This is a genomic window from Priestia sp. D51, assembly GCF_053345675.1.
The window spans coordinates 587409-609125 of sequence record NZ_JBLTIR010000002.1 but is presented as its reverse complement, the minus strand read 5'-3'; the positions used below and the strand labels follow the sequence as shown (position 1 = coordinate 609125).

Annotated in this window: 27 protein-coding genes and 1 pseudogene; 17 read left to right on the top strand and 11 right to left on the bottom strand. The window is 37.4% G+C overall.

The features are described from left to right. The first annotated feature begins 130 nt into the window (after positions 1 to 130). From ACNHOZ_RS09750 to ACNHOZ_RS09735, 4 genes are all read left to right on the top strand, one after another. Positions 131 to 553: a MerR family transcriptional regulator gene (locus ACNHOZ_RS09750; protein ID WP_034270210.1), complete on the top strand. Its 423-nt coding sequence runs from the start codon at positions 131 to 133 to the stop codon at positions 551 to 553. Positions 554 to 980: 427 nt separating this feature from the next. Then, the gene (gene clpP, locus ACNHOZ_RS09745; protein WP_028414383.1) at positions 981 to 1562 is read left to right on the top strand and encodes an ATP-dependent Clp endopeptidase proteolytic subunit ClpP; all 582 of its coding nucleotides are present in this window, start codon (positions 981 to 983) and stop codon (positions 1560 to 1562) included. Positions 1563 to 1574: 12 nt separating this feature from the next. Beyond that, on the top strand, positions 1575 to 1739 hold the full coding sequence (locus tag ACNHOZ_RS09740; RefSeq protein ID WP_165573521.1) for a hypothetical protein: 165 nt from the start codon (positions 1575 to 1577) through the stop codon (positions 1737 to 1739). A 161-nt stretch (positions 1740 to 1900) separates the two neighbouring features. Continuing rightward, entirely contained in the window at positions 1901 to 2317 is a 417-nt protein-coding gene (locus ACNHOZ_RS09735; RefSeq protein WP_028414382.1) for a hypothetical protein, read from the top strand. Positions 2318 to 2597: 280 nt separating this feature from the next. Here the strand turns inward: ACNHOZ_RS09735 and ACNHOZ_RS09730 are convergent, their stop codons facing one another. Beyond that, complete coding sequence (locus ACNHOZ_RS09730) at positions 2598 to 2867, bottom strand: GlsB/YeaQ/YmgE family stress response membrane protein (RefSeq protein WP_048018972.1); 270 nt, start codon at positions 2865 to 2867, stop codon at positions 2598 to 2600. Positions 2868 to 3217: 350 nt separating this feature from the next. Here ACNHOZ_RS09730 and ACNHOZ_RS09725 point away from each other — a divergent pair, with 350 nt between their 5' ends. Continuing rightward, positions 3218 to 4033 carry an STAS domain-containing protein gene (locus ACNHOZ_RS09725; protein ID WP_047750531.1) on the top strand — a complete coding sequence of 272 codons (816 nt, stop codon included), beginning with the start codon at positions 3218 to 3220 and terminating at the stop codon, positions 4031 to 4033. A gap of 43 nt (positions 4034 to 4076) precedes the next feature. Here the strand turns inward: ACNHOZ_RS09725 and ACNHOZ_RS09720 are convergent, their stop codons facing one another. Both ACNHOZ_RS09720 and ACNHOZ_RS09715 read right to left on the bottom strand, forming a co-directional pair. Next, positions 4077 to 4262 (bottom strand): aspartyl-phosphate phosphatase Spo0E family protein, encoded by a 186-nt coding sequence (locus ACNHOZ_RS09720; protein ID WP_028414380.1) that lies wholly within the window; start codon positions 4260 to 4262, stop codon positions 4077 to 4079. 157 nt (positions 4263 to 4419) lie between these two features. Beyond that, positions 4420 to 4683, bottom strand: coding sequence for a GlsB/YeaQ/YmgE family stress response membrane protein (locus ACNHOZ_RS09715; protein WP_013083841.1), 264 nt, complete (start codon positions 4681 to 4683; stop codon positions 4420 to 4422). 198 nt (positions 4684 to 4881) lie between these two features. Between ACNHOZ_RS09715 and ACNHOZ_RS09710 the strand changes: the two genes are divergently transcribed. The 3 genes from ACNHOZ_RS09710 (at position 4882) to ACNHOZ_RS09700 (ending at position 6886) form a co-directional block, all read left to right on the top strand. After that, positions 4882 to 5646, top strand: a complete 765-nt coding sequence (locus ACNHOZ_RS09710) for a GNAT family N-acetyltransferase (RefSeq protein WP_048018973.1) — start codon at positions 4882 to 4884, stop codon at positions 5644 to 5646. 142 nt (positions 5647 to 5788) lie between these two features. Further along, positions 5789 to 6265, top strand: a complete 477-nt coding sequence (locus ACNHOZ_RS09705) for a hypothetical protein (protein WP_014459392.1) — start codon at positions 5789 to 5791, stop codon at positions 6263 to 6265. Positions 6266 to 6403: 138 nt separating this feature from the next. After that, positions 6404 to 6886, top strand: a complete 483-nt coding sequence (locus ACNHOZ_RS09700; protein ID WP_048018974.1) for a hypothetical protein — start codon at positions 6404 to 6406, stop codon at positions 6884 to 6886. 36 nt (positions 6887 to 6922) lie between these two features. Here ACNHOZ_RS09700 and ACNHOZ_RS09695 read toward each other — a convergent pair whose 3' ends face one another. Both ACNHOZ_RS09695 and ACNHOZ_RS09690 read right to left on the bottom strand, forming a co-directional pair. After that, positions 6923 to 7756, bottom strand: coding sequence for an STAS domain-containing protein (locus ACNHOZ_RS09695; RefSeq protein WP_048018975.1), 834 nt, complete (start codon positions 7754 to 7756; stop codon positions 6923 to 6925). 238 nt (positions 7757 to 7994) lie between these two features. Beyond that, positions 7995 to 8777, bottom strand: a complete 783-nt coding sequence (locus tag ACNHOZ_RS09690; protein ID WP_048018976.1) for a PAS domain-containing protein — start codon at positions 8775 to 8777, stop codon at positions 7995 to 7997. Between the two features lie 153 nt (positions 8778 to 8930). On the opposite strand from ACNHOZ_RS09690, the gene ACNHOZ_RS09685 reads away from it, so the two are divergent. From ACNHOZ_RS09685 to ACNHOZ_RS09670, 4 genes and pseudogenes are all read left to right on the top strand, one after another. Then, positions 8931 to 9194 carry a hypothetical protein gene (locus ACNHOZ_RS09685; RefSeq protein WP_080754501.1) on the top strand — a complete coding sequence of 88 codons (264 nt, stop codon included), beginning with the start codon at positions 8931 to 8933 and terminating at the stop codon, positions 9192 to 9194. A gap of 352 nt (positions 9195 to 9546) precedes the next feature. After that, positions 9547 to 10212 (top strand): cobalamin B12-binding domain-containing protein, encoded by a 666-nt coding sequence (locus ACNHOZ_RS09680; RefSeq protein WP_048018977.1) that lies wholly within the window; start codon positions 9547 to 9549, stop codon positions 10210 to 10212. Next, positions 10199 to 11023: an STAS domain-containing protein gene (locus tag ACNHOZ_RS09675; RefSeq protein WP_029714452.1), complete on the top strand. Its 825-nt coding sequence runs from the start codon at positions 10199 to 10201 to the stop codon at positions 11021 to 11023. The genes ACNHOZ_RS09680 and ACNHOZ_RS09675 overlap by 14 nt, the downstream gene beginning before the upstream one ends. A 138-nt stretch (positions 11024 to 11161) precedes the next feature. After that, positions 11162 to 11542 (top strand): annotated as a pseudogene (locus tag ACNHOZ_RS09670) (EamA family transporter); the annotation flags it as partial. Between the two features lie 113 nt (positions 11543 to 11655). Here the strand turns inward: ACNHOZ_RS09670 and ACNHOZ_RS09665 are convergent. After that, positions 11656 to 12570, bottom strand: a complete 915-nt coding sequence (locus tag ACNHOZ_RS09665) for a LysR family transcriptional regulator (protein WP_013083830.1) — start codon at positions 12568 to 12570, stop codon at positions 11656 to 11658. Between the two features lie 409 nt (positions 12571 to 12979). On the opposite strand from ACNHOZ_RS09665, the gene ACNHOZ_RS09660 reads away from it, so the two are divergent. Then, positions 12980 to 14083 (top strand): citrate synthase/methylcitrate synthase, encoded by a 1104-nt coding sequence (locus ACNHOZ_RS09660; RefSeq protein ID WP_255901469.1) that lies wholly within the window; start codon positions 12980 to 12982, stop codon positions 14081 to 14083. Between the two features lie 54 nt (positions 14084 to 14137). Here the strand turns inward: ACNHOZ_RS09660 and ACNHOZ_RS09655 are convergent, their stop codons facing one another. Then, entirely contained in the window at positions 14138 to 14602 is a 465-nt protein-coding gene (locus tag ACNHOZ_RS09655) for a DUF4306 domain-containing protein (protein WP_223260182.1), read from the bottom strand. A gap of 188 nt (positions 14603 to 14790) precedes the next feature. Between ACNHOZ_RS09655 and ACNHOZ_RS09650 the strand changes: the two genes are divergently transcribed. Beyond that, positions 14791 to 15675 (top strand): diacylglycerol/lipid kinase family protein, encoded by an 885-nt coding sequence (locus ACNHOZ_RS09650; RefSeq protein ID WP_048018979.1) that lies wholly within the window; start codon positions 14791 to 14793, stop codon positions 15673 to 15675. Positions 15676 to 15705: 30 nt separating this feature from the next. On the opposite strand, the gene ACNHOZ_RS09645 is transcribed toward ACNHOZ_RS09650, so the two are convergent. Next, complete coding sequence (locus ACNHOZ_RS09645; RefSeq protein WP_047750539.1) at positions 15706 to 16269, bottom strand: YitT family protein; 564 nt, start codon at positions 16267 to 16269, stop codon at positions 15706 to 15708. Between the two features lie 360 nt (positions 16270 to 16629). Here ACNHOZ_RS09645 and ACNHOZ_RS09640 point away from each other — a divergent pair, with 360 nt between their 5' ends. Together ACNHOZ_RS09640 and ACNHOZ_RS09635 are read left to right on the top strand one after the other, a co-directional pair. Further along, complete coding sequence (locus ACNHOZ_RS09640; RefSeq protein WP_033580596.1) at positions 16630 to 17799, top strand: MFS transporter; 1170 nt, start codon at positions 16630 to 16632, stop codon at positions 17797 to 17799. A gap of 185 nt (positions 17800 to 17984) precedes the next feature. Further along, positions 17985 to 18431, top strand: a complete 447-nt coding sequence (locus ACNHOZ_RS09635) for a GNAT family N-acetyltransferase (protein ID WP_048018980.1) — start codon at positions 17985 to 17987, stop codon at positions 18429 to 18431. 328 nt (positions 18432 to 18759) lie between these two features. On the opposite strand, the gene ACNHOZ_RS09630 is transcribed toward ACNHOZ_RS09635, so the two are convergent. After that, positions 18760 to 19116, bottom strand: coding sequence for a hypothetical protein (locus ACNHOZ_RS09630; RefSeq protein WP_033580598.1), 357 nt, complete (start codon positions 19114 to 19116; stop codon positions 18760 to 18762). 66 nt (positions 19117 to 19182) lie between these two features. Continuing rightward, positions 19183 to 20049 (bottom strand): YitT family protein, encoded by an 867-nt coding sequence (locus tag ACNHOZ_RS09625; protein WP_033580599.1) that lies wholly within the window; start codon positions 20047 to 20049, stop codon positions 19183 to 19185. Between the two features lie 162 nt (positions 20050 to 20211). Here ACNHOZ_RS09625 and cobT point away from each other — a divergent pair, with 162 nt between their 5' ends. Further along, complete coding sequence (gene cobT, locus ACNHOZ_RS09620) at positions 20212 to 21249, top strand: nicotinate-nucleotide--dimethylbenzimidazole phosphoribosyltransferase (RefSeq protein ID WP_048018981.1); 1038 nt, start codon at positions 20212 to 20214, stop codon at positions 21247 to 21249. 74 nt (positions 21250 to 21323) lie between these two features. Here cobT and ACNHOZ_RS09615 read toward each other — a convergent pair whose 3' ends face one another. Then, positions 21324 to 21458, bottom strand: a complete 135-nt coding sequence (locus tag ACNHOZ_RS09615) for a hypothetical protein (RefSeq protein ID WP_255219782.1) — start codon at positions 21456 to 21458, stop codon at positions 21324 to 21326. Positions 21459 to 21717: the final 259 nt, after the last annotated feature.

Sequence of the window (21717 nt, the reverse complement as noted above, 5' to 3'; positions counted from 1 at the left end):
TGGTTCGTTCTTTTTATTTATAGGCTTCGCTTCTTTATCTAAAATTTACCATGGTTTTAATTGTAAAATAAATATCTTTACAGTATAATGACAGTGTAACAGTTAACTGTAACTGAAAAGGGGGGATTGTTTGAAAACATATACAGGCAAGCAAATTACGGAATTATTAAACAATGAAGGTGCGGACTTGAACCTGCGTACGGTGCGGTATTACACGCAAATAGAAATTGTTCCTCCGCTGGAGCTAGTGGGAAATAAGCGCGTCTATACAGATCAGCATGTTCATTACTTTCGAGCCGCTTTAACATTATCAAAAGCAGGGGAGTCACTAGCTTCCATTCAAGAAACGCTGCGTTCAATGAGTGTGGAAGAAGTGAAAAGTATAGGTGCGCAGCTCCCTCTTTACCAAAGCAAACAAATTCAAAATCAAGAAATGCATCAAGTCAATGAAGATGTGTTTGTCGCTATGAATCGGAATTTATCAGCAGACGTACGGCAAAAAGTAATTGAGTCTGTTACTCAGATTTTAAAGGATCATTCATCGCATGATTAAATTAGCCATAGCAAAATCAGTAATGGAAAAAGAAGAAGGAATGAACCACCTATGTATTACATTTGAACAATCGCAAATAAAAGTTAAAAACATCACGATTGATATTCAGCTGCCCGAAGGTTTGTTCAAAACAAGAAACTTAAATGGGTACTGTGAAAACCCACAAGGACAAATCGAAGTAAAACATATTGACGATGAACCTTTATTAATAGAGCTCTACACGGAAGAGACCGTTTTATATCCACAGGCAGAGATTGCAGTTGCGGTGACTTACCGCGATGAACACTTGCATATACAGCAAGAAAGACATTCTCTAATGATTAAATTTACCGATGAAGATTTGATAGGGGATTCATTTTTAAATCAAGAAGTCAGTGCAAAAGTGAAAAAATTTGCTCGTATTAATTCAGTGGAAAGAGGCGGTCACATGAACTTAACTCCCTATGTAGTAGAACAAACAAGTAAAGGAGAGCGTGCCTATGACATTTATTCAAGGCTGTTGCTCGACCGAGTGATTATGCTCACAGGTGAAGTTACGGATGAGGTGGCTACTAGCATTATCGCTCAGCTTTTATTTTTAGATGCAGAAAACCCAGAAAAAGATATTAGCATTTATATTAATTCACCGGGAGGGTCCATTACAGCGGGCATGGCTATTTTTGATACGATGCAGCTTATACGTGCAGATGTAAGTACATTGTGTATAGGGCTAGCAGCATCTATGGGTTCAGTTTTACTAGCGGGCGGTCAAAAAGGGAAACGTTTTGCTCTTCCTAACAGCGAAGTGATGATTCACCAGCCGCTAGGAGGAGCAAAAGGACAAGCAGCTGAAATTGAAATTCGAGCGAAGCGTATTTTGCGCTTAAAAGACCACCTAAATGAACTTCTGTCTGAACGAACAGGACAATCGCTGTCAACGATTAATAAAGACACTGATCGAGATACATTCTTTACAGCGGATGAAGCAAAAGAATATGGCTTGATTGATCAAATTTTAGTTCATCAATAAGGAGGATACCATGTGGAAAAGTCAAATCGTTATTCAGTAGAATATGAATGGGGAAACGTGATTTATTACCAAGAAGTAGAAGCAATGACGATACACGAAGCAAAAGAATACGTTCAACATACAAAAGTAAACGCCGCTATTCGCGCTGTTCATGTCATAGAAGATGTCGAATCGTAACGAAAAACTGGATCCTTTCGGGGATTCAGTTTTTTTGAGCAAATGAAGCAGGGATTTATAGGAAGAAAAGAGAATGCAAAAAGAGATTTAAAAACGAGCAGCTGGTAGCATCATTCAGCAAGAACATCTCATTTCAATTACAAAAAGAAAGGTAGATGTAAATGAAAAAAGTATGGTCTGGATTAGTAGTTCTCATTGCTATTTGTTGGGTGATAACAGGATGTCAGCAAAGCAGTGCTTCAAGCGGTACTGTTGAACAAAAGCTCGTAATCGAAAAATACATAGCCGATAATCAATATGGCCATGCGGTTAAAATGAAAGACCAAAATCAAGTGCAGAAAGTGCAGCAGTGGTTAAAAGATGTATCCTGGAGAGAAGAAAAAGCTGAAATGATTCGAAAACCTAACTACATTCTTCACTTTGAACCGGTAGAAACCAAAAAGGATATAAAGGTACAATCTTATCGGATGTGGGTCAACTTAGACAACGAAACCGTTGAATTAGCTACAGATACACACTACGCACAGTTAAAGGGCAAACAAGCAAGATCATTTATTGAATTAGTAGAGCCGAAATAGAAAGCAGCTATAAAACAATGTCTAATGAAAGCTAAAACTGCACCCGTTCATATTGAAGCTGTCTTCACCGATATGCTTGAAGATCTCGAAGGGACAGAGCTACTCATTACTAACGCGCTTGATATGAGGGTGTAGAAATATTAAGTGTCAGAGGTGACAAGCAGCAATTATTAAATGTAGCCATAAAGAATTACACTTACAGGTAGGTCTATTATTAAAACATTTTGCTATAAGAAGTAAGGGAAAAAGAGAAATCAAGACGCTGATTTCTCTTTTTTATTTAGGCGTGTCGATGATTATTATTTCCGCGCATTTTGCGTAAAACAAAACTCACAATTAAAACTAAAATAACAGCACCAATAATTGCAGGAACAATTGCGAATCCGCCGATCTCTGGACCGAAATCTCCAAAAATTAGAGAGCCTAACCATGCTCCAATGAACCCAGCGATGATGTTTCCGATAATTCCACCTGGAACATTTCGTCCTGTTAACACACCGGCAAGCCAGCCGATAAGTCCTCCAACAATAAGCGTCCAAATAAATGACATATACCTAACCTCCTTTTTATAGGGAATTCCTTTTCAGTCTTTCCTAAAACACATTTTGTCATGCGACATGCTTGCTGCAAACCCTTTTACATTTTTTCATCTATTTATCATATATGCTAAGATAGCCCAACATTAAATTGAAGAGTTATGTATGAGAATTCACTGTGAAAGTAACGATAAAATAAAGGAAAGAAGTTCAGCTTATGTACGTTTTAGACTCAATTTAGCTCATTCTGTTCGCAAAAGGGGACATCCGGTTCATTTTTAAAAGCTTTTTCCTTTAGTTTTACTTTTTTCAACGGTATATGTGATATCATTTTAAGTAAACAAATTCTTAACGGGAGAACAATATGGAGTCATTATTATTAGATAAAAAGCTTAAACACATTACGAATTTAATTCTAGAAAAAAAAGAAGAGTTCTCAAAACAAAAACAAGATGAAGACAAAGATATTCAACAACAGTTAGAACCGTGGCGCGTTCATTTAATTAAAATATACGCTGATTCTGTATCAACAAATGATACAAAAAACTTTGAAGTGCTTGAGGAATGGGGAAGAGAAGTAGCGAATTTACTCGTTACCCTTCAGCTTCCGTTAGATGTAGCATTAGAAGAAATTAGCTATTACCGAAATATTATCGGAGAAATTATTAAAGAAGAAGCAAAAGCTGAAACGTTTACGTTTGATGCCTTCTATCAAGTTATTTCTCGTTTCAACGTAGTAGTGGATAAGGCCGTGCACTGGGTTAGTAAATCGTATATGACCGACTTTGCAAACAAAATCCAATCCGCGCGCTATGCAATTGATGAACTATCAATTCCTGTAGTACGCATTACGAAAGAAATTGGCGTGATTCCTCTTGTTGGGGATTTAGATACAAATCGTGCTCAAATTTTAATGGAAAATGCGCTACAGCACGGCAGTGACTATAAGCTAAATTGGTTGATTATTGATTTGTACGCCGTTCCAATTATTGATACGATGGTAGCGGACCAAATTTTTAAAGTAATTGGTGCTTTAAAATTATTAGGCATTCAAGTAGTTTTAAGCGGTATCCGTGCTGAAATTGCTCAGACGATGGTGAACTTAGGGTTAGATTTGGCTGATATTACAACTTTCAGTAGCCTTCACCAAGCAGTGGAATATGTTAATCAAGCGGACTAATATAAAACAAAAGCCCATGATATGGTTACATACTCATGGGCTTCTATTGATAGAAGAAAATTTGAAGTTTATTTAATAAAGCATCTAATGATTGACTAACTTGAAGTGTGTTAGGACTTGTCATTCCTTCACGGACAGCCGTTTGAATCATTAACGTTCGTGTCTGTTCGATTTCTTCTATTAGTATTTGGTACATAGATTTGTCTTTTTGATGGGTTGAAAGCAGCATGTTGATTCCTCTTTTTTTATAGTGATTATGGTTAAATTAACATTAATAGGTTTATTTTTCAATATTATGAAATTAAAAATAGTAAATTTTAAGAATTTTTCATATAAAAAAAGAACCTCTTTTTCAACAGAGGTTCTTTTTCTAATATAATAATTCATTATGCATGTTTATGACTACCACGCATTTTTCTCATGATGAAACTTACGATTAACACTAAAATGATTGATCCGATAATAGCAGGAATAATAGCAAATCCACCTACAACTGGTCCGAAGCTTCCAAAGATAGCTGAACCTAACCAAGAACCGATGAAACCGGCAATAATGTTACCAATAATACCTCCTGGAACGTCTCTTCCCGTAATTAATCCGGCAAGCCACCCAATAATACCACCTACAATAAGTGCCCATAAAAATGACATAAATATCATCCTCCTTTTTAATGATGTATTGCTTATATAGGTTAGTACCCCACTTAAAAGAAAACTATTCATAGAATAACAAAAAAAATAAAAAAAACTTGGAAAAGGACTTAAGAACTGGGATAGAGTCATAGAAAATAGACTAACTAGTATATAATAGAAAAAGGAACATAGTTTAGAAGAGAAAGGAGACATGAAGTGAAAATAAAAAATCAAAGCGATATAGTAGAACAACACTTGATTCAGCACTGGATGTATTTTCAGCATACGAAGAAATCTGTGAAGGTGGATACACCAGAAATGAAATGGATTTCTGCATCTCCTTATAATCGCGGCATATATGCAGGAACCCGTCATATTGAGACTGCGTTAGGGATGTGCTCTTCGGAAGGGGAAGAACCTCTATGGATTGTTGGTCCATCTTCATATGATAACCTTAGGCCAGTTCTTCATAAAAATGGATTTGTTCCTTATGAAAAATGGATCGGAATGATTCAGCACATTCAAGAAAAAGAATACGTACACACAGGAGTAGAAGGGTTTCAATGTAAGCGAGTGCACACAGAAGCTGAATTGAAAGAATGGATAACGGTATACATAGACGGCTATCAAAAACCAAAAGAATATCAAGCTGACTTTCTTGAAAGGTTTAGGGAGCTTATGCAGCACACTGATCAATATCACTTATATTTGGGTCTTTACCACAACCGGCCAGCTGTAGCTGGGTCTCTCTTTTTTTATGACGGTACAGCGGGTTTGTACTGTATCACTACAGCTAGACATATGAGGAGAAAAGGCCTGGCTACCGCCTATTTGAAGGAAGTTCTTACTGAAGCAAAAAAACAGGCAGATACGTGTATTTTGCATGCTACAAGTGCAGGAAAGCCAGCCTATGAAAAACTTGGTTTTACAGCGGTTAACGAATTTGATGTATACAGATGGAGAAATAGAGATGGAAAATAATGTGCTGCAGCTTGTGAAACAAGAGACAAAATTCGACAAAATTTTAAAAAAGTGTAGCTTCCACTTCGTTTTTGGTGTATCCTAGGAAAAAGCAGCAGCATGAGCTAGTGTCGTACATAGAACACAGATAAAAGGAGTCATTATGAAACATTTTTTTAAAACGAGCACGTTTTGGATAGGTTTAGTTGTCGGAATCGCGCTCACATTTGGGGGATATTTTACTGTTACTAGTATTTATGATTATTATTTAGGACGAGAACAGCTGAAAGTATTGACTGCCTCTCAGAAAAACCTTCAAACTGCTTTTAAAGAGTATAATCAGCTTATGGCCGAAAAAAAAACCAAAAAGCAATTTATCAATGAACTCGATGATATTTCAAATACGATAAACTATGAATATAATGAATTAGCTTCCCTTGATCCTACGATGAAAACGATGTATAAGCATACGGGCGTCATCGATGATATGGAACTGATGATTGATAATATCGATAGCATTTATGAATTAACGATGAATGATCACAAAGACGCAACAAAACCGCTTCAAACCTACGTATCTGATTTAATGGAATATGTAGAAAAAGATATGAAAAAAGAAATAAGCATGCTAAGTAAATAGAAAAAAACAGCTGTCTAAACAAATAGGCAGCTGTTTTTTTGTTGATTATAAAAGGAATCTTTTGGTTTCAGGCGAAAGAGTATACTATGCACCCACTCACTTACGTGCACCACGTTCACAAAAAAGGGAGGACATAGTATGAAAAAAGTGGTGGTTATCCTATTTAGTTTATTTTCATTAACCGCATGTCAGGTTCCTACAGCTGAAACGCTTGAAGATCCTTATCCACCCGCTATAAAAATAATAGCCGAAGGCAAAGAAGCCATCATCAAGCCTTTATTTTTTTGCTGGACCGAATGTGAAGCTGATTTTGGCGAACGAAAAAATTTTAGACAAATTGTTATGAAAGATAGTATTCCCGTCTCTCAAGATGGTCAAGTGTCCATTGAAATAGATGGTAAAGAACCTAATGCGCTTTATTACAAACAAATTCGCAATCAGTCTATTTATGAAAACACAGTAGAAAAAAAAGACATCGAAAAAACATCTGCTATTACAGTAGCTTCTGCCTCTCACAGTAACAGTGATCGGTATATACTCGTAGCGGACTGGAAAGATAACAACGGTGAAAAGTTAATCGGGCGCGTCTACTATACTCCAGTAAAATTTGAAACGCCATAGATATGGCTCTCTATGTTGGAATAGAGAGCCATATGTTTAACTAATAGAATTAAGCGCCTGTGCAAGAGAAGAAGTAGTCTTGACCTGTTCAAATGAAAGCCCTAAGCGAATTGCAGTTTGAGAAATTTCCGGTCGAATTCCAGATAAAATGGTTTGCACCCCGATTAAACGAAGAGCTTTTACCAAATTAAAAATCTCTTGTGCCATCATCGTGTCAATCGTAGCTACACCGAGCAGGTCAATACATAAATGTTCAACGTCTTTTTCTGAGCATTGCTGAAGCGTGTTTTCTAAAATAAACTGACTTTTAACCGTTCCAATATCTCCTACCAGAGGCAGAAGGGCAACTTTGTTTTGCAGCATGATCACAGGAGAACTTAATTCATTAATTAACTCTTTCTGAGCGTTCAACTGTTCTTGCGTATTCTTATGATATTCTTGAATAAAGATATAAATAGATAGATCAAATGCTTTAACAATAATGTCATACCACATAAATATCTTATCCACGCTTACCTCTTCTGAATGCAAAGAGACAAACTTCTTTAAGTAATTAACGACAATTTTTTGTGAATTAAAGTATTCTCGAATAACAAAGTGAAGAGGCGTACTTAAATGCTTTGGATCACGCGCAAGTTCGACGGACCACTGCTGGAAATCGGAAAAAAAATATTCCTCATCTTTTATAAATACGTCAAATAAATGCTGGAAATAATCTTGATTTTGCTGCTTCAGTTCTTTCACAATTACTGGATTTTTACTCGAATACACGGAGAACTCGTTTTCATCGTCGAGCTGATTGTACCAGTCTTCAGTTAATTGAAGAGAATGTTCTTTTAAAAAATGATATAGGTCCTGATTTCTATGCATGAAGACTCTCCTTACATATGTATAGTCTAATTATTTTATAAATAAAGGCATAAAAGCATCCCCTGATCTAGAGTGAGGATGCTTATAAATAAATCCATTATGAAGCGCATTTATTTTCCTATACGCCTTGTTTTCCCTAACTGTATAATTTCAAACCCAATTTATTAAAAAATAAACATTTTTTAACTAGCCTATTCATACATTTTACCTATTTTTCATAAAGAACCACTTCTTGTGCTTATAGCTTTAGCTTCGGTAAGGCATCTTTAATGCTTTGATAGACTAAAATAAAGGACATATCATCTTCTATAGTGCTCATATGTATGGCCATGTTAGGAGAAATTCCTGTTAAAACGAGCTGAGTTCCCATTAGCTTCAGCCAATTGTAAATATTAAGAATATCACGGCCGAATGAATCGTTAAATCCAGCTAACCCTGAGACGTCTAAGATTAAGTAACGATCTTTGCTGCTTGTGTTACGCGAGGTGAAGCTATTAAATAGCATTTCTATACGCCGCTCATTTAAAGTTCCGATTAATGGCAGAACAGAGATTCCTTCTTCTATTGGCACAATAGGAGTGGATAGTCTTTCCACTTCTTCTAAAGCTTGCTGAAGCTGTTCCTGGGCTGTAATCTCTATTGTTACGTCTTTTTGAACACCGATAAAGTAGTATTTATCTTCTTCTTCTACATATGTCGGGTCAATCGTTAGCTGATTATGAAAGAAAGAGCCGTCTTTTCGATAATTCACAAGCGTAACAGAAACTGACTGATTGCGGCTTATAGCGCTGCGAATTTCATCAACGTGGTGCGGGCTTGTAAGAGGCCCTTGTAGAAAACGGCAATTTTCCCCTAATACTTCTTCTTCCTTATAGCCGGTCATAAGGGAAAACCCTTGGTTGAGGTAAATAATTGGATTATCAGGTAAAGAAGGATCCGTCACGATAATACCAGATTGCGAACTATGAAGGGCTTTATTTAAAATGGACCATTTTGAATCTTGAGCTTCAGGTGTAGTCAATGCATTCCCTCATTCCTTGGAATTTTTATAAAAATATTGTGACATAAACACGTTTAAAAAACAATTTTCGACGCGTTTGCTTCTAGAGAAAGAATGAAGATAAGGAAAAATATGTTATAATAGTTTTGGGGGGCAAAGGGAGTGTGAACAAATGTGATAACTATCAATTTATTTAACGTTAGTTTCTTTGTGATGGCGCTAGTAGGCTTTATTCTCATTTTTTGTTTGCGTATAAAGTTCAAGCGACCACTGTCATTCTTTAAATGGTCTTTTTTGTTCGGAACGGTGCTGCTGTCGCTAAGCGTATACTTGTTTATGGCGACCAGCCAATATATTCATTTGATATGCAATACAATCGGCTCAGTTATGACAGCGCTCTATCTTATCAGTATTATAGTGGGAGCAGAAGAGTCATAAATACATATGTTTGAAAGTCTATTAAAAGTGGAAAATAAGTAGCGATGCTTAAAAGAGAAAGAAACGAACTTACATTCTGTGAGCCGAAATAATGAAAACTGGAAAAACACCTCGGTAAAAAATGCCGAGGTATTTTTCATAAATAAAAGGGAAAGGAGAATATTTAGAGAAATACTAGTCATACTTTACTGAGTGTAGTAAAATAAAAAGTTATTATTCTATTTTTAGGTTGTTGCTATTGGCAACATGTGTTAGTCTAAAAGTGGTATACATTTTAGGCGATCTTGAAAAAGAGAGACGAGAAGCTTTTATTCAAGTTTCTTAAAAGCTTGACGTTTACTGAGGTGAAACAATGAAATCTCAAGTACAAAAATTTGTAGGCTATTTATTAGCTGGTGATCAAGACAGCGCTTGGGAAGTTGTGCTGGAAGAAATCCAACAGGGAAAGAACAGCCTAGATATTTATGAAAATTTAATTACAACCGCAATGCGAGTAACTGGAGATATGTGGGAAGAAAATATCATTTCTGTAGCTGATGAGCATGTTGCAACTACGACGTGTGATTATGTGCTAACTCGCTATCGCTTTTATAAAAAAATTCAGGGACACGCTTCAGACACCGCTCCAAGGGCACTGCTTCTATGCTTGGAACAAGAACAGCACTTCATTGGTTTAAAGATGGTGGCTTTATTGTTTGAGGAACATGGTTGGAATACTCGCTTTTTAGGGGCCAATCTACCTCTGGAATACGCTGAGAAAATGGCTATAGAATGGAAGCCGCACATGGTAGGATTATCTGTCAGCATTCCTTATCATATTGAGAGGCTTGCTGAATATACCAAAACTTTGGACAAATTAGAACCAAGACCAACAGTAATGGTAGGAGGGCGCTTAGTTTCTCAAATTGATTTCCGTTCTTACTGTTCTGAGCATACACGCCTAATTCCGGATCTTTACCAACTAAATAACTGGTTAATCAGTTATCACAAAGGAGTGGAAGTTAATGTCGATGCTTGAATATGTTCCAATTCCTTACTTTCTAGTGGATACTGAATTTAATATTTTGGAATGGTCGCAACAATCAGGTCATTTATTTAAGCCTTCAGCTAATTTTTTAGATCTTGTAGATGTATTTAGTCAAGAAAAGGCGAGAAAGTTTTTAAGCTTGCGCCAAAAAGATTCTCGAGAATTGTCTGTAGACGAACCCCATGATGAGCAAACGCTTGTCCAAAGCCGAGGCCAGGCTATTCAGAAAGTAGAGCTTGTGATGCAAACCAATGATTCGCCGTATTCACTGTTTGAATGCTTAATTCAATGGGATAGTGATATAGGTCATTTAGTTTGTATTCGCCAAGATGAACGTATACAAGAGCTAACAAATCTTGTTCAAGACCATCGGAAACGATTAGCAGATACAGATTTTGAACTGCTTGAACAAAAAGAACGTCTCGAAAAATCATTACAAAAAATTAAGCAATTGTCCGCTTCTTTTATTAAATTATCCTCTAAAGTAGGGCTTATACCTCTTTTTGGAGACTTAGACACAGCTCTTGTAGCTGAAAATACGTCCATTTTGCAAAACTTTGCACATGAAGGAAATTACACCACACTTCTATTTGACTTTGGGGGCCTAGATATATTAACAACCGAAGGAATTCAAGCTTTTGCAGGCTTTATGCAGTCCTTCTATCTTATGGGGATCACATGCTATATTATTGGCATGAAACCGCACCATACGGCTGCTTTGAAAAATAGAACGTTTGGTGAACAAATTATTTATATGAATAACCTGAGTGAAATTATTGCTGTGAATAAAAATGTGAGTTAAAAGGGTGGAGGAGAAGAAAGAATAACTTTCTTCTCCTCTTTCTGTATACACTTCTCTTCTTATAATTAAACATCTATTAAAGAATCTTTTTATATTTCAGCTGAAAGAATGACGTTAAGACGTTGAAGCCCTGTGTCGTTTTTAATTAACGGTCTTCAAATGTTTTACGGGGGAATATTTCTACTCGTGCTATCTTTATGTACAGAGCAGATTCATGTTTCGACTATTATGCCTCGAAACGCAGTATGGTCTATTGTATATTTAATTTTTGTTGGTTCAATTGCTGGACACGGCTTATATTATTGGCTAATCGCCCAAACAAATCCGGTTTTTCCATCTACTTGGTTGTATGTATCTCCTTTAATCGCCGTGTTAATCGGCTATGTAGTCTTAAATGAAGCTATCACGCCTTCTATTATTGGCGGAGGTCTTCTTATTTTAATAGGAGTATTTATGGCCAATCGTGAAGCTTTGGGAGTATATTTTAAAAAAGGTGTGCTATTCAAAAAGCAGCTGTAAAACAAGTCTCCATTCGCTAACTTGTTTTTAGTTGATCGCAAGACAAAAAAGATTGAAGAAAGATATAAAAGATGACTAAAAGCCTCTTCCTAATGAAAGAAGAGGCTTTTTTGTTAAGAGTTTGCTGACATCGTATGAGACGGCAAAATGATGTCTTGGTCTACTAGGAAGGATAAAAGTTCTCGTGTAGCATATGACATATAGCGATCTTTTTTCAAAATGATGCCGAGCTCCCACATTGGAGTAGGTGCGGCAATTGGAATACTTTTAATAAAAGGATTATTGATTTTTGGAAACACGGACTTTGGTAAAATGGCAATACCTAATTCAGAAGCGACTAGTTCAATAATCAAATCCCATTGAGAACTTTCGTACGCTATTTTTGGATGAAAACCCGCTTGAATGCACTCATGAATAATGCGATCATGAAGAGAGAAATCTTTGCTGAACAGGACAAACGGCTCTTCTCTAAGCTCGCTCAAAGCAACGATTGATTTGGCTGCCAGCGGATGCTCATGATGAATGTATAAATTAAACTCTTCTTCAATAAACGGATAGACGTGAAAAAGAGGGTTTTGAATAGGCAATACGATAATACCAAGGTCTACTTGTTCGTTTTCTACAAGTTCGACAATTCGCTTTGCGCCAAGCTCCACAAGCTCCAATTTCACCTGAGGATGTTTTGATGTAAAGTTTTTTGCGATCATTGGAAAAACAACAGTCCCTACTAAAGGAGGAATCCCTACTTTAATATCTCCTGTAGGGAGATTTCGTAAATCATCTAACAGAGCATGCAGCTCGTGAAGAGTGGATACCAGCTTTTGGCTTTGCCCATATACAATCTGTCCTGCATCGGTTAATGTCAGCTTTCGAGTAGAGCGATCAAAAAGGTCTACGCCGAGTTCTTCTTCTAGTTTTTTTACAATTTTACTTAATGCTGGCTGAGACAAGTGAATTGCAGCTGCTGCTTTCGTGAAACTTTTTTGATTAACTACTTCCATGAAATGTTGCAGTTCTCGAATATCCATAAATTCTCCTCACTAGTATTCTTAGTTTTCATACTATTTATTCTATTTATCTATTTTACTTATGATTCAAATAAATGTAAACTCTTACATAAGGAAGTGAATAGTGATTCATCCAAAAATAGCACATCAAATTCCTCTAAATACGTTAGAAACCCGCATATTTGTAAGCGTTAACAAAAAAGTACCCTCGAAGAAAATCCTAAAAAAATATTTTTTTCTCCCGTAAAACAAAGCCGCGAGCGCAGAAATAACACGTGTTGAAATGTTCATTTTGTATACTGTTCTGACAATTAAGAAAGAGGAATAAAATGGTATAGTGCACCACTAAGGTGAGTCTATTCATTCTGCAAACGAGCCGTACATAAAAAAAAGGGCCGGTTTGTTAAAAATAATTGGGGGAGTGGTTGAGATGACATATGTTAAAGGACTAGAAGGAATCGTTGCAGCTGAAACAAAAGTAGGGCATGTTGATGGAGAGAAAGGTCAGCTGATTTATCGCGGATATTGGGCAAAAGATTTGGCGATCAATTATTCTTTTGAAGAAGTTTCTTATTTAATTTGGAACGGCACGCTGCCAAATCATGATGAGTTAAAAGCATTTAAACAAAAAATGGTGACTCATCGTACGCTTCCGGCTAATATTGTTGCGTTAATGGACTGTTTGCCAAAAGATACAGAAGTGATGAGCGCGCTTCGCACGTGTATCTCAGCTTTAGGAGACCCTTCATACAGCTGGCCTCCGACAAAAGAGCAGGCGCTTGCCATTACAGCAGTCACACCTACTATTATTGCCTATTGGTATCGTAAAATGAATGATTTAGAAGTAGTAGAGCCTAACGAGCATTTGGATCATGTAGCAAACTATTTATACATGATTAACGGGGAAATTCCAGATCAAAGTTTGGTTACTGCGCTGAACGCATATTTTGTTTTGACAATTGAGCATGGAATGAACGCCTCAACCTTCTCATCACGCGTTATTTCATCTACCGAATCTGACATGGTTTCAGCTATTTGCGGAGCAATCGGCGCGATGAAAGGTCCGCTTCACGGAGGAGCTCCTTCTGGTGTTATTAACATGTTTGATGAAATTGGAAGTGAAGAGAATATTGAGCCTTGGGTTCGTAAAAAATTAGATAATAAAGAGAAAATCATGGGATTTGGTCATCGCGTTTATCGTACACATGACCCGAGAGCAGAAGCATTAAAAGAAGTATCGAAACAAATTTCAGGAGACAACGGGCTATTTGATTTAATTGTTAAAATTGAAGATAAAACAATTGAATTACTAAATGAATACAAGCCGGGAAGAGGCATTTATACCAACGTAGAATATTTCGCTGCAGCGGTTATGAAAGCGGTTGAGCTTCCGTCTGAACTATTCACTCCGACCTTCACAGCAAGCCGTGTGGTTGGTTGGACAGCTCATGTCGTAGAACAGTCAGAAAATAATCGTATTTACCGACCTCAGTCTGCTTATATTGGTTATACGCCAGTTGAGCAAAATCAATAATAAAACGGATTTCACATAAAAAACGTCGGTAGATCCGACGTTTTTTTCATATGGTTAAATATATTCTTTTTGAGAATAAAATCGCTTTAATAAATAGAATAATCCGACTGCTAGGCATAAACTTGCTGCAGCTAAGCTAGAGGTAATCATGGCGTGTTCACCTTCGGTAGGGGTATGTGAAAGTTTATAGCTGCTGTAGCATAAAAGAGCTGTGATACATAAACAGCAGGAGCTAATTAATCCATACCGCTTTTTGAAGCCAATAATAGATAGTAATACAATCAAATAAATCCCGCTCACCATCATCATAATTGGAAACTGAGGGTGGAATTTAATTGTATATAACAAATAATCGATGTGAGAATAGTGATGAACCGCCGAGGACTTTGTTAGCCCTCCGGTCAAACTAGCTGATAAAGGTCCTTCAAGCATCGAAGAGCCGTTATACCAAGTAGCGACTGAGGAAAGTAAAAAAACAAAACAACTTGCAAATAGCTGCGTCATGCATTTTATTGACACGTATAGAAAGCTCCTCTCAATAACCATCTTTTGTTAATACAAGTCCGAAAATTATTATAGCAGGTTTTGAAAGTAAAAAAAGCACTATTGGAATGGTTTCATAAAACGTTCATATTTCAAAAGGTTTGCTTTTTCAAAAGAAAGGGAAAAAAGGTGAAACGGAAGATATGAATAGAGGAGAGAGAAAGATGAAGGCAGCAGTGATTTTGAATCCAAACGCAGGAAACAAAAAATTAGTAAATGAAATTGACTTTATATGTGATCGGTTAAACACTGCATTTGAGACGGTTACGTTATATAAAACAGAGCAACCTGGAGATGGTGCCGATCTGGTAAGAAAATTGGAAGGCAAAGCGGATGTCATTATTGGAGCAGGAGGAGACGGGACGATTTATGAGTTGATCAACGCTCTTGCTCCGCTGAAGCAACGCCCTGTATTTGCTATTTTACCCGGAGGAACGTGCAACGACTTTTCGCGTGCAATCGGAATGAATCAAAATCCTTTAAAAGCAGTGGAGCAAATTATTGAAAAGCAGACGGAAGCAGTGGATGTTGGAAAACATGGCGAAGATTATTTTTTAAACTTTTGGGGAATCGGTCTCGTAGCTGATGTATCTGAAAATATTTTAGAAGAAAATAAAGAGAAATTTGGTAAGCTCTCTTACTACATGAGCGTAGGTAGAACGTTAAATCAAGCAGAGCCTTTTCAATTAAAAATGACGAGCGAAAAAGCTTCCTATGAAGGAGAAGCAGTTATGGTGTTAATTGGGAACGGTCCTTTTTTAGGAGGAACTCGCGCTATGCTAGGAAACAGCTCATTTCAAGACGGATTATTAGATGTATTCGTTATTAAAGAAATGGGAATCGAGCCGGTTATGGCATGGTTACAAACAACTCCTGATGAGGAACAGCTTGACCCTGAAAGCAACCTTATGCATTTTCGGACAAAAGAAGTCCATATTGAAACCACTCCTGAAAAAACGGTAGATTGTGATGGAGAAAAAGAAACGACAACACCTTCAACGATTACGGTTCTCCACAATCACATAAATATGATAGTAGGAAACAAATAAAAAAAACGCTGAAACTTCAAGCGTTTTTTTTTATGAAGACAGCCATCGCGGAGAAGTGAAGAGCATAATCATTATGCTGCTCATCGTAATAACAAGCATGGAGTAGCAAAAAGCTGTAAATCCGATAATATGTAAGCCCACTATCATAATCGTACTGTCTAAGATAAAAATGGTTATTCCTATATTAATTTTCCATTTTTTCGATACAATAATAGCGATTAAATCCAGACCGTCCGAACTGATGCCGTAGCGAAGCATCAGTCCTATTCCCATTCCTACGAGTGTGCCTCCAAGCAATGAGCTAAAGAGCAAAGGAAGCTCCAGCGTGCCTTCGAGAATAGACAGCCATTCTGTCATAAAAAAAGAAACAAACAAACCTATACTTCCATAAAAAAAGTTTTGGCGATGACGAAAAAAAGCATATAAATAGACAGGTACGTTCAAAAAGAAAATGGACAGTCCGATAGGAGTTCCAAACACATAATATACGATAAGCCCAAATCCTATAAGTCCACCGTCTAGTAAGTGATACGGAGCAATAAACCCGTTTAGCCCTAGTCCAATTAATAAGCTGCCACAGCAAATCGAAACCACTCTCGAAAAAATATTCCTCACCCTATACGTTAAATTTTAATAGGAGTACTCGTCCATCTATGTATATGGCAAGCTTAGGTGATTTAGAAGTGGAGAAGACAAAAAAAGAAAATTATGTAAAAAGTATTGATTCTATAACTCTGATATTCTATAGTTAATCTAACTTCGTTTTCACGACAATTTCTTGATTTTTTACGATACTGTTTAACTGTTTGTATTTTTTAATATATAAAAAAGTTGTGTTCTGTAAAAAGCATACGATTGTAATAAGTCGATAAAAGCAAGCCGCTATATAAAGGGGTTGATTACGTGTAGGATTCTCTTTCTTTTCAGTCATACTAAAAAGAAAGAGGGATTGTCGTGAAAAATCGTTCCGTACTTTTTTTATGGTTTGGTCAAAGCCAAGCTAATTTAGCAGATGTATTATATATTGTTGCGTTAATCAGCATTCTTTACGCTCAAAATAGTTCTCCTGTGCTGCTTTCATGCATTCCGTTTACCATTACGGCTGCTAAGTTTTTGAGCAGTTTTACGGTGCCTTTTCTTATAGATCGCTACAGAGCTAAGCGTATTCTTGTGGTGTCTCAGCTGTTAAAAACCAGTGTTTTGTCTATGTTTTTCTTGTGGCATATGTCGCTTATCAGCATGCTGTGCTGCGTGGCGCTTATTGCTTTTTTCGATGGGTGGGCAGCTCCGGTTCAAAGCTCTATGCTTCCTCATTTAGTAGATAAAGAGAAGCTGTTAAAATGGAACAGTATGTTTAATGTCACGGATCAAACGATTCAAATTGCAGCCTATCCGCTTGGAAGCTTTCTGATTATTAGCTGGGATGCTACCGGCCTTTTATGGCTGTCATTTTCGTTATTTAGTTTGTCACTCGTATTCATGCAGGCCATTCGCATGAACGTTCATTCTTCTAAAACGAAGCAAAAACAAGGGTTAAAAGAGGGATGGAAGCTAATTTGGCATTATCCGCGCCTGCGGGTTTTATTAGTCATGGAGGTTTTAGAAGGGATGGCTGCCGGCGTTTGGGCATCAGCTATTGTCTACGTGTTTGTGAAAGAAATATTAAATAAAAATGAAGCTTGGTGGGGATATATTAACAGCAGTTTTTTTGTTGGAACGGTTCTTGGTGGTTTCGTTTTGCTGAAGATTTCAGTTGAGCAAGAGAGAAGTCTTTATCATATCGTAATACTAGGCAGTCTTTTTTCAGGTTTCTTTACATTATTGTTCGGAGTGATATCTGTGCCGTTTCTTTCCCTTTTACTTAGTTTTACTATTGGCATTGCCCTTCAAATAAGCGCTACGTGTTCTTACACGCTTACACAAACGGCCGTTCCTTTAGAAAAGCTTCCTAAGGTGCTTTCCGCTACGCTGAGCGTTTCATATGTGACGTTTGGACTTTCGGTGCTGCTGCTTGGCGCTGTTGCTTCGCTAAATGTGACGGCGGCGTTTCTAACGGCAGGAGGACTGATTGTAATCAGCGGCTGCGTAGGTTTATTCTTACGAAATTATGCGCTTGCTAACTAAAAAAGGTTGCTGCTTGCAACCTTTTTTAAAACAGCGTATTTTCTCTCCTCAACCATAAGCCGTATAAGGTTGTTTGCTTTAAATATCCCCTTGTGTAAAAGTAGGGAGCTTTTCACGAAAACGAAAGGAAAAAAAGTATAGCTATCGAATTATGTTAAGAGCGTTGAGCTAAAAGGAGTGATTAAATGGTTGTCATTCGACAGGCGGTTGAAACTGATCGAGAGCGACTGGCTACGTTAATGCAAGAATATATAGTGAAATTCTGCGAGCAGCCTGACCCTTCCCGGAAAGCTTTAACTTTACATATTAAGCGTCTATTGAATAATCCTTCCTACGGTATCCAGTTTGTTGCTGAATTGGAAGGGAAACTAGTAGGTTTTGCGACGGTGTACGTATCGTGGAGCACCCATTATTTTAAAGAAACAGGCGTCTTAAAAGATTTGTACGTATCTCCTTTAAACAGAGGAAATAAAATTGGTGAACGTTTGTTTAAGATTTGCCTTGCCTATTCTCAAAAGTATGAGTTTGCAGGAATGACCGCTGAGTGCAGCAGTGAAAATAAAGTTGTTCAAAACCTTTATCAAAAAATGAATGGTAAAGAAAATGCAGGGGTTCAATACCGTTTTTTTTAAGAGAAGTACAGCTTTTACTTTTAAGACTTCTACTAAATGGCAAAAATATGTTATAGTATGAAAAGTGAAATTGATGAAAATGTCGGTGGGCTATATGTTAGATGATGGTATGAATAGTAGGGGGAAGTTGGACTAGCTGTTTGAAAGGCGGCCATCCTATTTTTAGTATAGCCGCAAGGAAGGAGCAGGACCTTGAAAAAAAATCCAATCTTAAACGCGTGGAAAATAGTAACTGCGACGAGCGGTTTTTTACTTGCGCTGTTTATCTTTAAAGTCCGAAAAGGAAGATAACCATATAAAAAAAGCTCCTCGATTGAGGAGCTTTTTATTATTTAGTAATAGGAAACGTCAAGGGAGTCACTGTTGATAAAGAATCTCGGTAAGAATGATAGGTGAAATAATGACGTGTTGGACTATAAATAGTCATGTAAAGTAAATAATCATATTTCGTTTCCATATAGAAAAAAACGCCGTCTTCGTGGAGTGCATAGAAAGAGTACGAAATCCCGAGCAGCGTTTGCTTTTGTACGCTTGCGCTTGGATTTTCTTTAATCCATTCATACAGTTCAAAAACACTCACTCCTGGTGAAGATTGCAGCGTATGTACTTTGTCATATAACTTATCAGATACATCCGAAACCGACTGTTTTAATTGGTTAAATAAGTTGGACATTTGTTCTTTCATTGTGGTGATCTCCTTTACGGGTAGTCAGCTATTAGCATGCTCAGAGAAATTCACGCTTATGTATAGTTAGTGAATGGCTGATTTGAATTTGCCGCCCTGCGCTTCTTGGGTATCCATAATGGTTGTAAATGCCTGTGGATCAATTTCAGAAATAATGGTTTTAAGCTTGGTAATTTCTAAACGCGTCACAACTACGTATATGACTTCTTTTTCTGTACCTTCAAATCCGCCTTTACCATACAGTTTCGTCACGCCGCGGCCTAGACGATGCGTAATAGCGTCTGATAGCTCTTCATAGTGATTTGACACAATAAAAGCTGCTTTTGTTTCATCAAGCCCTTGAATGATCGCATCGATTGTCTTAGACGCAATATAGTACGTAAGGATCGAGTACATGGCCTGTTCCCAACCTAGCACGAACCCTGCCCAAGCGAAAATGAAGATATTTAAAAACATCACAAATTCACCCACAGAAAACGGGATTTTTTTTGTTAATAAAATACCTAAAATCTCAGTTCCATCTAACGCTCCACCGTGACGAATGACCGTTCCTACACCTGCTCCTAAAAGGAGCCCGCCAAATACGGTAGCAAGAAGCGGTTCAGATGTTACAGCTGGAACATGGTGCAATTGAGATTCTACAATGGATAAAGCAACAACTGCAAACATAGATGAAAAGCAGAAGCTACGACCAATTTGTTTGTATCCACTATATAAAAAAGGGAGATTAAAGATGATGATAAGTAGACTGAACGGCAATTTCGTTAAGTAAACTAAAATTAGAGAAATACCGATAATACCGCCGTCAATTACGGAATTTGGGACTAAAAATAATTCGATAGAAACGGCAGCCAAGGAAGCTCCAATTAACATCATAATGTAGCGATAAATGAGCCGACCTGCCTTTTCCTTTTTGTGCTGTTTCGTTGTCATAAAATCTTTCCTTTCAACATACTGCCTATACGCAACTCTTACTAGTATAACTAAGTCTTGGGAACTCTATCCAATTATCTACTTTAAAAAAGACTAGCCAGAATAAACAAAATCCTGTTAAATTAAACGGTAGACATTTGCTGAAACAAAGGAGCTGTACATATGATAAACGTTTATATTCCACCGCTTCAAACAAGCGCTGGCGAAAAAGCGGCACGCTATATTGATACATTAACCAAACCGATAGGAAGCCTTGGAAGGCTCGAAGAAATAGCAGTTGAATTAGCGGCCATGACCGGAGAAGCTTTTCCGACAGTCACGCCGCCAGGAGTCCTCGTTTTTGCAGGCGATCATGGAATTGTAAAAGAAGGAGTTTCAGCTTACCCTCAAGACGTAACGGCACAAATGGCGCTGAATTTTTTGCATGGAGGAGCAGCTATTAACGTGTTTAGTGGGCAAATAGATGCCCAGTTCAAACTGATTGACATCGGCATTGCTTCTGACCTTTCCCACAAGGACCTTGTACAACGCAAAGTGAAGCTGGGCACAGCAAGTTTTTATAAAGAAGACGCGATGACGCGCAGTGAGGCAGAATTGGCTGTTCAAGTCGGATATGAAGAAGCTGAAGAGCTTATTGCCCAAGGAATTAAATGTTTGATTGTGGGAGAAATGGGCATCGGAAACACTACGTCAAGCACGGCTATTTTAGCTGTATTGACAGGAGAAAAAGTCTCTAAGCTTGCAGGAATGGGCACAGGGATTTCTGACGAACAACTGCGCCACAAAGTGAAGGTAATTGAAGAAGCGCTGCAAAACAGGCACATCAACCCTCAGGATCCAATTGATATTATCAGTAAAATAGGGGGGCTTGAAATTGCAGGGATGACAGGTGCTATGCTGGCGGCAGCTGCTCACCGTATTCCTATTTTAGTAGATGGTTTTATTTGTACAGTCGCAGCTCTTCTGGCGACAGAAATAAATACACAAGCAAGAGACTATATGTTTGCTAGTCACGAATCTGTTGAACAAGGTCATGCGTGTGCAATGAAGCTCCTTGGCAAGAAACCGCTTCTCAACCTCAATCTTCGGTTAGGTGAAGGAAGTGGAGCTGCTGTTACATTTCCGCTGCTGCACTCGGCTTCGCTGATGATTGCTAATATGGCTACGTTTCAATCTGCGGGAGTGTCTGAGAAAGAATAAACTTAGAAAAAAATAAACCTAAAAAAGACATGGGAACAAAACCATGTCTTTTTTCTTTATTTTATAAAAAAATCTTATATTTTTAACATCATAAACCAATAAACGCTAAAGCTAGCACCTGTTAAAATAAATGATCCAATAATTAACAATACCAGTGCAACGCGTCGTTTAATCGCTTGAATTTCTCTATCTTTTGGCAAACGTCCCATTGGTCTTCCTCCATTATGTAAATATTTCACGTATTTTCCTATTTTACTCCGCTTTAAAAAGAGAGAACATATGTCAAAGTTACTAAAAAACAAATTATTTTACAAAAAAATTGTATCCACGTTACAGCAGGGCAAAGAATACGTATTTTTTCAGTTAGAAAAGGACTGCTCTAAAGGTTTACTTACATGGCAACAACCTTTATCATATAACTGACTATACTATGATGTTATCCAAAGTTGGAAGAAATCTCAATAAATG

Excerpts from the sequence above, each read along its gene's own strand:
- ACNHOZ_RS09735 (WP_028414382.1), top strand. The coding sequence starts at position 1,901 with ATGAAAAAAGTATGGTCTGGATTAGTAGTTCTCATTGCTATTTGTTGG.
- ACNHOZ_RS09730 (WP_048018972.1), bottom strand. The coding sequence starts at position 2,867 with ATGTCATTTATTTGGACGCTTATTGTTGGAGGACTTATCGGCTGGCTT.
- ACNHOZ_RS09705 (WP_014459392.1), top strand. The coding sequence starts at position 5,789 with ATGAAACATTTTTTTAAAACGAGCACGTTTTGGATAGGTTTAGTTGTC.
- cobT (WP_048018981.1), top strand. The coding sequence starts at position 20,212 with ATGATAAACGTTTATATTCCACCGCTTCAAACAAGCGCTGGCGAAAAA.
- ACNHOZ_RS09650 (WP_048018979.1), top strand. The coding sequence starts at position 14,791 with ATGAAGGCAGCAGTGATTTTGAATCCAAACGCAGGAAACAAAAAATTA.
- ACNHOZ_RS09665 (WP_013083830.1), bottom strand. The coding sequence starts at position 12,570 with ATGGATATTCGAGAACTGCAACATTTCATGGAAGTAGTTAATCAAAAA.
- clpP (WP_028414383.1), top strand. The coding sequence starts at position 981 with ATGAACTTAACTCCCTATGTAGTAGAACAAACAAGTAAAGGAGAGCGT.
- ACNHOZ_RS09635 (WP_048018980.1), top strand. The coding sequence starts at position 17,985 with ATGGTTGTCATTCGACAGGCGGTTGAAACTGATCGAGAGCGACTGGCT.
- ACNHOZ_RS09680 (WP_048018977.1), top strand. The coding sequence starts at position 9,547 with ATGAAATCTCAAGTACAAAAATTTGTAGGCTATTTATTAGCTGGTGAT.
- ACNHOZ_RS09700 (WP_048018974.1), top strand. The coding sequence starts at position 6,404 with ATGAAAAAAGTGGTGGTTATCCTATTTAGTTTATTTTCATTAACCGCA.
- ACNHOZ_RS09720 (WP_028414380.1), bottom strand. The coding sequence starts at position 4,262 with ATGCTGCTTTCAACCCATCAAAAAGACAAATCTATGTACCAAATACTA.
- ACNHOZ_RS09630 (WP_033580598.1), bottom strand. The coding sequence starts at position 19,116 with ATGAAAGAACAAATGTCCAACTTATTTAACCAATTAAAACAGTCGGTT.
- ACNHOZ_RS09715 (WP_013083841.1), bottom strand. The coding sequence starts at position 4,683 with ATGTCATTTTTATGGGCACTTATTGTAGGTGGTATTATTGGGTGGCTT.
- ACNHOZ_RS09675 (WP_029714452.1), top strand. The coding sequence starts at position 10,199 with ATGTCGATGCTTGAATATGTTCCAATTCCTTACTTTCTAGTGGATACT.
- ACNHOZ_RS09695 (WP_048018975.1), bottom strand. The coding sequence starts at position 7,756 with ATGCATAGAAATCAGGACCTATATCATTTTTTAAAAGAACATTCTCTT.
- ACNHOZ_RS09625 (WP_033580599.1), bottom strand. The coding sequence starts at position 20,049 with ATGACAACGAAACAGCACAAAAAGGAAAAGGCAGGTCGGCTCATTTAT.
- ACNHOZ_RS09660 (WP_255901469.1), top strand. The coding sequence starts at position 12,980 with ATGACATATGTTAAAGGACTAGAAGGAATCGTTGCAGCTGAAACAAAA.
- ACNHOZ_RS09615 (WP_255219782.1), bottom strand. The coding sequence starts at position 21,458 with ATGGGACGTTTGCCAAAAGATAGAGAAATTCAAGCGATTAAACGACGC.
- ACNHOZ_RS09725 (WP_047750531.1), top strand. The coding sequence starts at position 3,218 with ATGGAGTCATTATTATTAGATAAAAAGCTTAAACACATTACGAATTTA.